Here is a 13,822-nt window from a genome sequence, read left to right as displayed (position 1 = left end):
GGTTTACAGTTAAATGAAGAACTTAATGGGGGGAATTGATAGGTAAAAGCGCGAGAGTTAATACTCTCGCGCTAAAGGTTATTTACTCAGATTTGCTTAAAGATCAAAACGGTCAGCGTTCATTACTTTAACCCATGCTTTAACAAAGTCTTGCACAAAACGCTGTTTGTTATCGTCTTGGGCGTAAAACTCAGCCAGGGCTCGTAAAATAGAGTTTGAGCCAAATACTAAATCTACGCGGGTTGCGGTCCATTTAGTATTGCCAGAGCTGCGCTCAACAATGTTATAGGTGCTTTTACTGGCCGGTTCCCAGCGGTAGTTCATATCGGTGAGGTTAACAAAAAAGTCATTGCTTAATGTACCTACATCATCAGTGAACACGCCATGTTGGCTGTCCGCATGGTTAGTGCCTAGTACACGCATTCCACCAAGTAACACAGTAACTTCTGGTGCGGTTAAGCCCATTAGTTGGCTGCGCTCTAAAAGTAGCTCCTCGGCTGATACAGCGTAGTCTTGTTTTAACCAGTTTCTAAAGCCATCATGGATTGGTTCAAGCACATCGAACGACTCTGCATCGGTCATTTCGTCAGTTGCATCACCGCGCCCTGGTGCAAATGGCACGATAATATCAATCCCCGCTGCTTTTGCTGCTTGTTCTACCGCGGCTGTACCACCGAGTACAATTAAGTCCGCTAAACTAACTGGTTTGCTTAAACTTGCTTGTACTGTTTCAAGGGCTGCCAATACTTTTGCGAGTCTAGCAGGCTCGTTACCTTGCCAATCTTTTTGTGGAGCTAGACGAATACGTGCACCATTGGCGCCGCCGCGATGATCAGAGCCTCGGTAAGTGCGGGCGCTGTCCCAGGCGGTGCTGATCAAGTCACTAGCGCTAATGCCACAATTTAAAAGTTTAGTTTTAAGGTCGCAAATTTCAGAGTCAGATAAGGTGTAATCTACGCTTGGGATCGGATCTTGCCAGATCAGATCTTCGCTTGGTATATCTGCACCTAAATAACGTGATTTTGGGCCGAGATCACGGTGAGTGAGCTTAAACCAAGCGCGCGCGAATACATCACTAAAATATTCAAAATCATTATAAAAACGCTCTATGATTTTGCGATATGTGGGGTCCATCTTCATTGCCATATCGGCATCGGTCATAATCGGGTTTAAGCGAATTGATGGATCTTCAACATCAACCGGTTTATCTTCCTCTTTAATGTTTACCGGTTCCCACTGGTTTGCACCCGCTGGACTTTTGGTAAGCTCCCATTCGTAATTAAGCAAAAGGTGGCAATAGCCGTTATCCCACTTAGTGGGGTGGGTTGTCCATGCGCCTTCAATGCCTGATGTCATAGTATCGCGGCCGATACCGCGCGTTTTATGGTTGTTCCAGCCAAGGCCTTGCTCGAAGACGTCTGCTGCTTCTGGCTCAGGTCCTAAGTTCTCTTCGCTACCATTACCATGGGTTTTACCTACAGTGTGACCACCTACTGTCAGTGCTGCGGTTTCTTCGTCATCCATTGCCATACGGGCAAAAGTTTCGCGTACTTGTGCTGCGGTTTTTAGTGGATCTGGCTGGCCGTTCACGCCTTCAGGGTTTACGTAAATTAAGCCCATTTGCACTGCAGCTAACGGATTTTCCATGGTGTCTGGTTTTGCTACGTTGTCATAGCGTTCATCACTTGGCGCAAGCCATTCTTTTTCAGCACCCCAATAAACGTCTTTTTCTGGATGCCAAATATCTTCGCGACCGCCGGCAAAACCAAAGGTTTTTAGCCCCATGGATTCATATGCCATATTGCCAGCTAAAATGATTAAATCAGCCCACGATAATTTGTTGCCGTATTTTTTCTTGATAGGCCAAAGTAAGCGGCGTGCTTTATCGAGGTTGGCGTTATCTGGCCATGAATTTAGCGGAGCAAAACGTTGGTTGCCTGTACCGCCACCACCACGGCCATCGGCTAAACGGTAAGAGCCTGCTGAGTGCCACGCCATACGGATCATCAAGCCACCATAATGACCCCAATCGGCAGGCCACCAAGCTTGGCTTTGTGTCATCAGGTTTTTTAAATCGGTTTTTACTGCTTCAAGATCTAATTTTTTAAATTCTTCGGCGTAATTAAAGTCGTCGCCATAGGGGTTCGGTTTACTATCGTGTTGATGAAGAATGTCCAAATTTAAGGCGTTTGGCCACCAATCAGTATTGGCATTAGACGTTTGTGTGTTGCTACCGTGCATAACTGGGCATTTGCCCGCACCTGAATTGCTCATTTTTAGCTCCTTTATCGTAATATAAAACGTGGTCTATAAATCGCTACGTTTAAAAGCTTAGTTCATAACAACTAACTTGCTACGATGGTAATACTCTGATTGATAAACCCTGTCGAAGTTCATCCCTTGTACCAATATAGAAGATTAACGATTAAAAACTAGATCTAGATCAATGTATTAAAGCGATTGCAGCCATCAATAAATCAGATGGCTAGGGCTATTGTTGCAAGGTAAATGACTGGGTTGTTAATCATTTAGGTAATCAAGTAGACTAATAAGCCATTTATAAGGTGAAGTTTATGCGTATAACAGCCCATAAAATTTTAAGAAAAAAGGAAGCAATTTGTGTATAAACTTTATTATTACCCGCTCAACGCCAGTATGGCGCCGCACTTTATCCTCGAAGAACTGCAAACTGATTTTGAATTAATTTTAGTTGATAGAAAAAACGAGGCTCATAAAGCAGCCAGTTATTTATCCTTGAACCCCGCAGGGCGAATACCTACATTATTGGACGGTCAACAAGTCGTTTTTGAAAGTGCCGCTATCTGTATTCATCTTGCTGAAGCACATCCTGCTAAGATGCTTATTCCGCAAATAGGTGAGCACAATCGAGCTGCGTGCTTGCAATGGATGATGTATCTAACGAATACCTTGCAAGCTGAGCTCATGGTCTACTTTTATCCGCAGCGCCATAGTATCGATAGCAGTCATATCAGTGCCATTATCGCTGCACAAGAAAAGCGAATTGCCGACATATTTGCTTTACTGGATGCCCAGCTGGAAAATCAAACATTCTTAGTTGGAGAGCAACTTAGCGTTTGTGACTTTTACTTATTTATGCTTGCAGTATGGGCCGATGAGTTAAAACGGCCGCCACTTTCTTTTGAATATCTGGGTAGTTACTTGCGTCGCTTAGCGAAGCGCAAGGCAATTATAAAAGTGTGTAACAAAGAAAACCTTAGTCTCACAGACTATCAATAATAGGAATTACAATGAAAGTTTATGGAAGAACAACCTCGTTTAATGTACAAAAATACTTTGGTTTCTTGACGAGCTAGGTATGAGTTACCAGCATATTGAAGTGGGTGGTCGCTTTAGTGGCCTTGATAGTGATGAATTTTTAGCATTGAACCCGTTGCAAAAAGTGCCGGTAATTGTGGATGGCGATAATGTTATTTGGGAGTCGCACAGCATATTGCGCTATTTGGCGGCAAGTTATGGCACGACAGACTGGTATTATGCATCGCCCTATCAGCGTTCGTTATATGAGCGTTGGATGGATTGGTCACAGGTGATTTTTCAACCTGCTTTCATGGCCACATTTTGGGGCTATTACCGCAAAGCGCAAAACAACCGTTGTATGGAGCAAATCACTCAGGACTTACAAACCTGTGAACAATGCTTACAGATAATTGAGCAGCAACTAAGCCATGCTCCCTATCTTGCCGGTGGTAAAATCACTTTGGCTGATATTTGTGTAGGAGCAATTTTGTATCGTCTAACATCTCAGGGATTAGCAATAACATTGCCGGAGCGAGTGACTCAGTGGTTTGAATTACTAAAAACCAGAGCTGGCTATCAAAAATGGATTATGAGTGATTTTACTGAGCTCCAAGGGCGTGAAGATTTTTAGTGCAGCATTTAAAGCTGTCAATTAGAACAAAAATTAAATAAGGATTAGGGTGAAATATTTACTACTGATAGCGGCGTTATTTTTTACGTTTAGCAGCGTTGCTGAGCAGCCGTTTAAAATCCCCAGAAGCTCTGTGGTTAAACTTACCGATCAACAAAGCAAACTTAGCTACCCAGTATTTATTAAACTACCGCGCAGTTACAGCCGTAATAAAGATAAAACATACCCGGTTGTTTACTTACTTGATGGCTCTTATGCGTTTCAAGTAGCATCGGGGGCTACGCGTTTTGCTATGAACAGTGGCGCCATGGACGAAGCAATACTTGTTGCCATTGGTTATTCGCAAGGCTCAAAAGGGTCATCAAGCCGAGTACGCGATTACACCCCAAGTAAAGTAAATGATTGGCAGCTCGATACAGGAAAAGCCGCGCAACATATCGATTTTATAGCTGAAGTGGTGTTTGAATATATCAAAGCTAACTACCGAATTAACCCAAAACAACGTACTTTAGTGGGAAATTCACTGGGGGGCTTATTTGCAGCTTATGTGCTTTTTACTCAACCCAATATGTTTGAAAGTTACATTATTGGTAGCCCGTCGGTGTGGTTTGATAATGAGTACATACTATCTCAGCCGATTACTACAGCTAAACAAGACGTTAGGGTTTACTTATCAGTAGGTAGCAAAGAAACCCCTGAATTTGGCGAAGGGCAAGATATGGTAACGGGTGCGAACAAACTTGCTGAAAAAATACGGCAAAGTAATGATGAGCAGGTGCAGTTGGAGTTTTCTATAATTGATGGCGCAAAACATGCGACGGCATTTCCAACCACGCTGATCCAAGGTTTAGATTGGCTTTATGCAAAATAGCGCAGACATTAAAAAGCCCACTGATAAATTAATAGCAGTGGGCTTTTAATACGTTAAAACGTATTAACTAAAACAATCGTTTAGATACAAACGATGTTTTCAGCTTGTGGGCCTTTTTGACCTTGAGTAACAGTAAACTGTACACGTTGGCCTTCAGCTAGCGTTTTGAAGCCGTCACCGCTGATAGCGCTGAAATGAGCGAAAACGTCAGGACCTGACTCTTGCTCGATAAAACCAAAACCTTTAGCTTCGTTGAAAAATTTAACTGTACCAGTTGTAGTAGTAGACATAATAGATATCCTAGATATTAATAAAAGTGTGCCTAAAATCAGGCGGTTTAGCTGAAAAAACAAGTATTTAACTGAGGATAACGCGATGAATTATTACTAATAACAACGTGGTACGTACAAATAAACAGAATTTCTTTCAAACTTATAGTGCATTAACGGGTTATTACTAACCCATTAATTAAAAATTAGATGCAAACGATATTTTCAGCTTGCGGGCCTTTTTGACCTTGAGTAACAGTAAACTGTACACGTTGGCCTTCTGCTAGCGTTTTGAAGCCGTCACCGCTGATAGCGCTGAAATGAGCGAAAACGTCAGCGCCAGACTCTTGTTCAATAAAACCAAAACCTTTAGCTTCGTTAAACCATTTTACTGAACCAGTTGTTGTAGTAGACATAATAAAATCCTAAGAATTAATAAAAAATTCGCCTTTAAATAGGCAATTTAGCAGGAAGAAAACAAGTATTTAACTGAGGATAACGCGAAGGATTATTACTAATAACAACGTGGTACGTACAAATAAACAGGGCTTTCTATCAACCCGATGCCGAGCAGGATAACAGTAAGCTAAACAGGATAACAAGCTTTATTTATTTTTCTTTTTTACACAAGCATCGCTAAGCGTAGTTTAAAGTAAGATTTAAATTAGTGTGGTTATATTGAAACGCGACTTACAATGCAAGGCTCGCAGCTTAGTTTTCAGGCTGCGAACCTTGTAATAAACGCGGTATGTTTACTCAGCAATAGCGATGGCTATTTCTACCTCATTAGCATTTTTATAGTACTCAAAATCGCTGGTATAAGTTCGCGTGTAACGACAATCATCTGAGCTGAAGTATTGCCAAATTTCGCCCCATAAATCGATTATGGCATCGGGCATTTCACCCTCACCAGTAAAAACTAAGTAACGTCCAGCAGTTGTTGTAACCTTAACTGCATCACGTGCATGAGTTGATTGAGCATCAGAACAGGCAATCACATCAAAATCACCTGTTACATCGCTTTCATAATTGGTGTATACGCCATACACATGGCTGTTTTTAGTGAGCTCTGCGGTGTATTTATCAGCAAACCGTTGCCAAAGATCTGCGATTTTTGCTGTGCCAGTATTCATTTCATTGGCATTGCAGGTTCTTACTTTTAAACCGGTTAAAGTCTTACTTGCTAGCTGTTTTACTTCCATCATCACTATCCTTTAACGTAAAAACTCCCTATCAGCTTAACAGAAATACGCTGGAATATTTAGATTAACACTCATTTACTCGTAGGCAGTAACATTAAGCTGGTTTTGATAGCGTCTATCACGGTATGCATCCGTTTAGCCAGTGGGCGGTTGCGATGATGACAGACATAAATTGCTTCACTGATCGGGTTTGTTAAGTGATGAATTTTAATTAATTCAGGTTTATTGAAGGCGCCTACCGCATGCGCTGGCATAACTGTAAAACCAAATCCAAGGCTGACCGGCTCTAAGATCAAGCTAATCTGATTTGAAAACCCCGTACGTTTAATCTGGTCGATATGTTCAAATTCAGAGTAATGCTCGCTCAGTAATAGCTGCGCATGGTGCTTCGCATCTGGGTGGGCGATAAACCCTAGCTCACACAAGGTTTGCCAAGATGGGGAGTCATAACCTGCGGGTGTTATTAATAACAGGGCTTCTTGGCCAATTTTGTGGCTGGTTACTTCGCTCAAGGTGGGAGCTTGTGTTAAAAAACCTATATCAGCATTGTGGTTGGCAACAGCTTGCTCAACACTCTCATTGGGTGCAAAGCGGTAATCTATAGTGAGTGCACTGTGTTGTGTTTGCAAGTTAAGCAATTGCTTATAAAATTTAAGTCCACAACTTCCCGGAGATTGCACTTTAACCTCGCCACTGTAAGGAAAATCGTTGTGCAGCTCTTGTTCTAAAAACTGCCAATCTTTGAGTAGTTGGCTGCCTTTTTGATACAAGCTTTGCCCTTGGGCTGTTAGCGTAAATTGTTTGCCATGGCGCTCTAGTAACTCGCAATCAAGTTGTTGTTCAAGCTTTTTTATATGCTGACTTACACCCGATTGAGTCATAAATAAACGTTCGCTGGTGCGAGTAAAATGATTTACTTCAACAAGCGTGCAAAAGGTATTTAGCCAAATAGGATTTATCATTACAAAGCGTACTCATTATCATGATTAATGATAATTTTACTTAATGTACTGTTGTTCGTAAAGTAGCCGCTCTAATAAATATTGGTGAGCAGGAGTACAGATTATGGGTAACGTTTATCCGCGTAATTTTTCACACATTGGTATTTCAGTGCCGGATCTTGAAAAAGCCGTTGAGTTTTATTCTCAAGTTTTAGGTTGGTATGTGATTATGAAACCGACCGAAGTAATTGAAGATGATAGCGCAATTGGGCAAATGTGTACTGATGTCTTTGGTGCCAACTGGGAGAAATTTCGGATCGCGCATTTATCAACAGGCGATCGTATTGGTGTTGAACTATTTGAATTCAAAAACCAACAAAACCCAGACGATAACTTTGAGTATTGGAAAACCGGTGTGTTCCATTTCTGTGTGCAAGACCCTCATCTAGAAGAGCTAGCTGAGCGTATTGTTGCAGCCGGCGGTAAAAAGCGTATGGCAGAGCCGCGTTATTATTACCCTGGCGAAAAGCCTTACCGTATGATTTATATGGAAGACCCGTTTGGTAATATCCTAGAGATATACAGCCACAGCTATGAGCTTATTTATAGTGAAGGCGCTTATTAAACTGAGTTTATTATGCAGTCTGTATGGCTGCATCCTTATTTTATTGATACAAAGCTGCAGTTGCTTGATTTAAATTGCTTAACACAATCAATTTGTAAACGCCCTTTACAGTATAAAAGCTGGCCAGTTTTTATTCATCACGATAAGATGAGTTCACTGTAAAATAATAAGAACAAACTGAATGTTAAATAAAACCAACGCATTAATTTATTTTTTAGCCTTTAGTAGCGGCTTTAGTATCATGGGAATTGAGCTATTAGGTGGGCGAATTTTAGCGCCATTTTTTGGCAGTAGTGTGCATATTTGGGGCAGCATTATTACTGTGTTTATGCTGAGTTTGTCATTTGGTTATTTGCTTGGCGGTAAGTTATCAATTAAGCGCCCTTCGTTAACTAAATACGGTTCAATATTCTTATTGGCAAGCATTATGGTGGTGCCCATTGCATTGTTTGCAGAGCCGATAATGGAGTTTATTTTTACTCATATTGAAGATAGCCGCTATGGTTCATTGCTTGCCTCTACTGCATTGTTTTTTGTGCCAACTATTATCTTAGGTATGATCTCACCTTATTCAGTACGTTTGTTAGTGACTGATAGCGAACACAGCGGTCAAGTTGCGGGTGGTTTATACTTTGTCAGCACCTTGGGCAGTGCGCTTGGCACTATTATCACTTCGTTTTATATGGTGCTCGCGTTTGATGTAAATACCATTATTTTAGGTTTTGCGACTACCTTGGGGTTATTAGGTTTATTAGCAATTGCTGTTAATCAATTAACTAATAAGGAGACTAAGCATGTTTAAGTATTTAATAGCTGCTTTATTGTTAACTGCTTTTAGTGCTTACGCTGATGTTATTCACCAAGAGCGTTCGCTTTATCGTAATATTTTAGTTGAAGAAACCGGTGACTTACGCTGTTTAAAGTTTGACGAAAAAACCCGTAAAAGCAGTCAAAGCTGCATGTATAAAAGCAAGCCTCAAAAGTTAGTGTTTAACTATACAAAGCTCACTTTTGCTAGTTTATTGATGATAGATAACCCACAAAATGTGCTTATTATTGGCCTTGGCGGTGGTACATTATCTAATGTTATTCATCAGCTATACCCTACTGCCAGTATTGAAAATGTTGAAATAGACCCTGCAGTTATTAAGGTTGCGCGTGATTTTTTTGATTTTAAAGAAACGGATAAAGTAACTTCAAAGGTCCAAGATGGACGTATTTTTGTAAAACGCGCCGCACTTAAAAAGCAGCAGTACGATTGGATTATTCTCGATGCTTTTAATGGTGATTACATCCCTGAGCACTTACTGACTAAAGAGTTTTTTGAGGAAGTAAAAAGTGTACTAGCACCTAATGGTATTGTGGCCGCTAATACGTTTTCATCAAGTAAGCTGTATGAACATGAATCGGCAACTTATCATGCTGTATTTGGTGACTTCATTAATGTTATCACTGAAAAAAACAGTAACCGCATTATTTTGGCGGGCTTTGATAACATGCCAACAGAGCAAAGTATTGCAGCACGTGTAAAAAAATTAGCTCCGTTACTGTCCCCTTATGATGTGGATATTAAAGCGATTAGTAAAGGTATGCAGTCCACCAAAAATAATCAAGACTGGCCAAGTGACACTAAAATTCTGACTGATCAATACTCTCCTGCTAACCTACTTAATTTTTAAATTCGCTATTTAATGGCCAGCTTGCTGGCTATTAAAAATCCAAGAAAAATTTATTTAAATCAAATTATTATATATTACACGCCTGCTTAGAACGGCCCCTTTTGGAAAGTAAGTACATAAACGTAATATTTACTTAGCATGCTAACTACTGTAAACTAGTTAGCATGCTAAATAAATGGAATATGTTATGACTTCACCAATTCCTTTTCATGAAACGTTAGATTTAACCCTATGCGGCAATATGGGCCGCGTACATCGTTTGTGCCGAGAAGCGATCACTGCAGCAGTTGAGCCATTAGGTTTAACACAATCGCGTTGGATTGCGATGATCCACATAAACCATCTGTCAGAGGGGGCAACGCAACAACAGTTAGCCCACAGTTTAGGGATTGAAATGCCTTCACTAACTCGCACGGTTAAACAGCTTGAGCAGCAACAGCTAATTACTCGACGCGTAGATGAAGACGATAAGCGCAGTAGAAAAATTTATTTTACCGAGCAAGGTCAGCAATTGCTGAGTACACTTAAAGTGTTGATCGTCGATGTTAAGCTGCAACTTTATGCAGGACTAACCACAGCGCAATTAGATACGATGGCGTATGGACTAGTACAAATGGAAGAGAATGCGCGCCGTTGTTTAACACTTTTAAGCCAAGAGAAATAAAGAATGACACCAGATCAAAAATTTGCCCGTTATGTAAAAATATCATTAGTCGGGTTTATCTTATTATTTGTCTATTTTGTTGTTGCTGATATGTATTTACCGGTGACGCCACAAGCGCGGGTGTATCATCCTGTTGTCCAAGTTACCCCGCAAGTTAGTGGCCGCGTTAATCAAGTATTGGTGAACAATAATCAAGCGGTAAACAAAGGCGAGCCATTATTTTTAATTGAAGCGGCTCCATTTCAATTAGCAGTTGAACAAGCGCAACTGGCTTTTGCAGATGCGCAGTTACAAAACCAGCGCCTAGACAGTAGTGTTAAAGCGATTGAAGCTCAGCTAGCTGCGGGTAATGCCAAATTACATGAGCAAACGTTGTTATTTGATCGCAGTGAATCGTTATTGAAAAAACGCTCTATTTCAGAGCAAGAATATGAAACCATCAGTGCTAATTTTCAATCAAGTAAAGCAAATGTGGCAGCGATTGAGGCGCAGTTAACCGAGGCAAAATTAGCCCGCGGTCAATTAGGAGATGACAACCTTGCGTTACGTCATGCGCAGAATCAATTAGCTCAGGCTGAGCTTAATTTATCCTACAGCACAGTGACTGCGGATACCGATGGAAAAGTAGCAAACTTACAAGTGAGCTCGGGGACTTTTGCTAGTAAAGGCCAGCCATTGTTAGCCATTGTGGCAAATAAGGCTGATCTTGTGGCTGATTTTCGTGAAAAATCATTAGCAAATTTTGCTTTAGGTAGCCGAGCTAAAGTCACTTTCGATGCCTTACCAGGGCAGGTTTTTGACGCCAATATAGGCTCATTTGAAGCGGGTGTAAGTGATGGCCAACTTAGTGCTAATGGTTTACTGAGTAGCACCGAGAACAGTAATCGTTGGGTGCGGGATGCGCAGCGTCAACGTATTCATATAAATTTAGAGCAGCCGCAATTACTGAGTAAGTTACCCAGTGGGGCACGGGCTACAGTGCAATTATTACCTGAATCTACAATAGGCCAATGGTGTGCCAGTGCACAAATTCGTTTGATCAGCTTACTGCATTTTATTTATTAAGGGGGCAACATGTCAGCACCATATGTCCTTGATAAAAATGGCCTTCGTCAAGCACTTCGTATCGCCGGTGGCAGTGCCCTAGGCTTTAGCCTATGTAAGTTAATGAACTGGCCTAATGGGATTTTCTTTACCGTTTATCCTATGTTGTTACTTGGTTTAGTGCCGATTTTAAATGCACATATAATTCGTCAGTTTTTTGCCAGTGCCGTATTTAGTGCTTTATTTGTGCTGATTGTGCAAGGGTTGTTTTCGCATTTACCTGTGGTTATGACCATGTTGAGCTTTTTAGCATTTACGTTTTTATTTTATCAAATGAGCCGTGGATCTAACTTTTTATTTGGTGCTTTGAGTGTGGTGAGTTTATCTATTCAATTGCACTTTGCCAGTTATGTCGGCAATGGCACCAGTATTTATCCGCTAATTATAAGCAATGGTTTAGCGGTTGTAGTCACGGTACTGACCGCGGTATTAATGCACTTTATGTTTCCTGATGTTGCCCCGCGCCAAGCTCGCGTAATGCCCACTAAAGCAAAAGAGAGCATTCGCCATGAAGTACTGTTATGTGCAACCGTCGCGACGTTATCCTTTGTGCTTTTTCAAGTCTTTGATTTACAAGATTCAATTTCAGCGCAAGCAGCCTCGATTTTAATTTTGTTTCCGCTGTGTTGGAAAGCCGCGGGAATGGCTGGCTGGCAACGAGCAATCGGTACTTTAATTGGCTGTAATTTGGCGCTGGTGTCACAGTTATTTTTATATAACCACACGGACATTTTGCTTTTCCCAGCGCTGATATTGTGGATTTTGACCTTTATTTTTAGTCGTTATCATATTATCGGCGGCGGGATCCCAGGTGTTGGCTTTGGTATTATCACCACCTTTGGGATTTTATTTGGTCAGTCTCTAGGTCCTGGTCAAGATTTGATTTACAGCGCGCTGTATCGGTTTGCATCGGTTTCTGTGGCCATTATTGTCAGCTTATGTGCAGTGTATATTATGCATCATATTCTTAACCGTTTTAGCGCGACAAGACACCATACTTTTGAATAGTTGAATAGTTGAATAGTTGAATAGTTGAATAATAACCGCCTTAGTCAGTTCCTTATGCACTAGGGCGGTTATTATCTTGCTATACTAAGTGTGTTTAAATAATGATCACTGTTGGCGTGAGTTTATAAACCACTAATTAGCACAATGGCTACTCAACGATGCGCTAAACTGGTTTATTGCGAGTGTTATTTTCGTGGGATCAGCCATAAAGTCAGCCCGCCTGCGAGTATGCCCCAAAATGCTGAGCCAACAGAGAACAAAGTGAGATCAGAGGCTGTTACTAAAAAGGTTATCATGGCCGCTTCAGTGTAATAACTGTCTGACAACGCTTGCTGTAAACTCGATGCTATGGTGGTAAATAAAGCGATCCCAGCCAGTGCTAAAATAAGTGCTTGCGGAAGACTTGCGACTAATCCTACTAATGTTGCTGCGCCTATGGCCATTAAAATATAAAAACCACCGCCAGCAATACTTGCCCAGTAGCGTTTGTTAGGGTTGCTGTCAGCGTCTTCGCTCATGCAAATTGCAGCGGTAATGGCCGCTAAATTAATGGCGTAACCACCAAATGGGGCAATTAAAATATTAGTGAGGCCAGTTACGTTGAGCGCAGCAGAAACGGGGGCTGGGTAATTATGGGCTTTTAACACCGCAATTCCGGGTAAGTTTTGTGAGGTCATAGTGACAATATAAAGCGGAATACCCACGCTTATCATTGCTTGCAAATTGAATTCTGGACTAATAAACGCAAACTCACTCATTTTCCAATGCCAACTACTGGTATCAATTTGCCCTGTGACGCCAGCCATAACAAAGCCTGCAATGAGCACCATTAACATAGTAAAACGTGGTATGAGCCGTTTGCAGACTAAATAGACCAACACCATGACCCCGATGAGTAACGGTGTTTCGCTCATAAAGTTAAATACATCAATGCCAAATGTTACCAGTACACCTGCAAGCATAGCGCAGGCTATTTGACTGGGGATACGCTCCATTATTTTTGCAAACCAGCCAGTAATACCAGAAATAAACACGAGTAAGGCGCTGAACATAAATGCGCCCACCGCTTGATTTAAACTATAGCCTTGGGCACTGGTGATCAGTAAAGCGGCGCCAGTTGTTGACCACGCAATCAAGATGGGAATTTTATAATAATACGATAGACCAATTGATGTTACACCCATTGCGAGGCCTAGCATCAGTACCCAGCTGGCAACTAATTCAGCTGTACCACCGAGTACAATAACAACTTGATAAATGAGCGCGATAGAGCTGGTAAAGCCAATGATCACAGCGACTAAGCCTGCGGTTAAGCGATTTAATAGCTGATTTGAAAGTTGCATGAAATTCCTAGAGCGATAAGTCTTATCGCTCTAGTTATACATAAATATTGCAGTGATGCTAGTCGTAGTAAGCTATTTTTGACTAAGGTATTACTCACTTAAGTAAACATTAACAAAATTTAATGTTTTCTCCACCTTGTTGATATTTATGGCTAGTTATAGTGCTCGGCATAAACAGGTTATTCAGTCGACTACATTTGGAGTTA

General features: G+C 41.2%; 15 protein-coding genes. 9 read left to right on the top strand and 6 right to left on the bottom strand.

Translation table 11 applies throughout. The features are described 5' to 3' along the window. Window positions 1–96: 96 nt before the first annotated feature. The gene (gene katG / locus A7968_RS01580; RefSeq protein WP_064664821.1) at window positions 97–2,274 is read right to left on the bottom strand and encodes a catalase/peroxidase HPI; all 2,178 of its coding nucleotides are present in this window, start codon (window positions 2,272–2,274) and stop codon (window positions 97–99) included. A gap of 345 nt (window positions 2,275–2,619) precedes the next feature. Here katG and A7968_RS01575 point away from each other — a divergent pair, with 345 nt between their 5' ends. From A7968_RS01575 to A7968_RS01565, 3 genes are all read left to right on the top strand, one after another. Further along, window positions 2,620–3,258 (top strand): glutathione S-transferase family protein, encoded by a 639-nt coding sequence (locus A7968_RS01575; protein WP_064664820.1) that lies wholly within the window; start codon window positions 2,620–2,622, stop codon window positions 3,256–3,258. Between the two features lie 79 nt (window positions 3,259–3,337). After that, entirely contained in the window at window positions 3,338–3,910 is a 573-nt protein-coding gene (locus A7968_RS01570; protein WP_208855826.1) for a glutathione S-transferase family protein, read from the top strand. Between the two features lie 49 nt (window positions 3,911–3,959). After that, entirely contained in the window at window positions 3,960–4,781 is an 822-nt protein-coding gene (locus A7968_RS01565; RefSeq protein WP_227008953.1) for an alpha/beta hydrolase, read from the top strand. A gap of 80 nt (window positions 4,782–4,861) precedes the next feature. Here the strand turns inward: A7968_RS01565 and A7968_RS01560 are convergent, their stop codons facing one another. From A7968_RS01560 to A7968_RS01545, 4 genes are all read right to left on the bottom strand, one after another. After that, window positions 4,862–5,071, bottom strand: coding sequence for a cold-shock protein (locus A7968_RS01560; RefSeq protein ID WP_016706518.1), 210 nt, complete (start codon window positions 5,069–5,071; stop codon window positions 4,862–4,864). Between the two features lie 185 nt (window positions 5,072–5,256). Then, window positions 5,257–5,466: a cold-shock protein gene (locus A7968_RS01555; protein WP_064664818.1), complete on the bottom strand. Its 210-nt coding sequence runs from the start codon at window positions 5,464–5,466 to the stop codon at window positions 5,257–5,259. 336 nt (window positions 5,467–5,802) lie between these two features. Next, window positions 5,803–6,255 carry a GyrI-like domain-containing protein gene (locus tag A7968_RS01550; RefSeq protein ID WP_227008954.1) on the bottom strand — a complete coding sequence of 151 codons (453 nt, stop codon included), beginning with the start codon at window positions 6,253–6,255 and terminating at the stop codon, window positions 5,803–5,805. A 68-nt stretch (window positions 6,256–6,323) separates the two neighbouring features. After that, on the bottom strand, window positions 6,324–7,214 hold the full coding sequence (locus A7968_RS01545; RefSeq protein WP_064664816.1) for a LysR family transcriptional regulator: 891 nt from the start codon (window positions 7,212–7,214) through the stop codon (window positions 6,324–6,326). Window positions 7,215–7,317: 103 nt separating this feature from the next. Here A7968_RS01545 and A7968_RS01540 point away from each other — a divergent pair, with 103 nt between their 5' ends. From A7968_RS01540 to A7968_RS01515, 6 genes are all read left to right on the top strand, one after another. Further along, window positions 7,318–7,818: a lactoylglutathione lyase family protein gene (locus A7968_RS01540; RefSeq protein ID WP_064664815.1), complete on the top strand. Its 501-nt coding sequence runs from the start codon at window positions 7,318–7,320 to the stop codon at window positions 7,816–7,818. 181 nt (window positions 7,819–7,999) lie between these two features. Beyond that, a complete protein-coding gene (locus A7968_RS01535) occupies window positions 8,000–8,620 on the top strand; it encodes a fused MFS/spermidine synthase (RefSeq protein ID WP_064664814.1) in 621 nt (206 codons plus the stop codon). After that, window positions 8,613–9,497, top strand: a complete 885-nt coding sequence (locus A7968_RS01530) for a spermidine synthase (RefSeq protein ID WP_064664813.1) — start codon at window positions 8,613–8,615, stop codon at window positions 9,495–9,497. The genes A7968_RS01535 and A7968_RS01530 overlap by 8 nt, the downstream gene beginning before the upstream one ends. Before the next feature lie 187 nt (window positions 9,498–9,684). After that, on the top strand, window positions 9,685–10,161 hold the full coding sequence (locus A7968_RS01525; RefSeq protein ID WP_064664812.1) for a MarR family transcriptional regulator: 477 nt from the start codon (window positions 9,685–9,687) through the stop codon (window positions 10,159–10,161). Between the two features lie 3 nt (window positions 10,162–10,164). Continuing rightward, a complete protein-coding gene (locus A7968_RS01520; protein ID WP_064664811.1) occupies window positions 10,165–11,226 on the top strand; it encodes an HlyD family secretion protein in 1,062 nt (353 codons plus the stop codon). A gap of 9 nt (window positions 11,227–11,235) precedes the next feature. Further along, window positions 11,236–12,273: a DUF2955 domain-containing protein gene (locus A7968_RS01515; protein ID WP_064664810.1), complete on the top strand. Its 1,038-nt coding sequence runs from the start codon at window positions 11,236–11,238 to the stop codon at window positions 12,271–12,273. Between the two features lie 185 nt (window positions 12,274–12,458). On the opposite strand, the gene A7968_RS01510 is transcribed toward A7968_RS01515, so the two are convergent. Then, window positions 12,459–13,616 (bottom strand): benzoate/H(+) symporter BenE family transporter, encoded by a 1,158-nt coding sequence (locus A7968_RS01510; RefSeq protein WP_064664809.1) that lies wholly within the window; start codon window positions 13,614–13,616, stop codon window positions 12,459–12,461. Window positions 13,617–13,822 lie beyond the last annotated feature (206 nt).

Origin of the sequence: Pseudoalteromonas prydzensis, from assembly GCF_001661495.1 — a bacterium.
Classification (GTDB): domain Bacteria; phylum Pseudomonadota; class Gammaproteobacteria; order Enterobacterales; family Alteromonadaceae; genus Pseudoalteromonas; species Pseudoalteromonas prydzensis.
The sequence above is the reverse complement of the archived record's forward strand: the minus strand, read 5'-3'. Positions and strand labels throughout refer to the sequence as shown.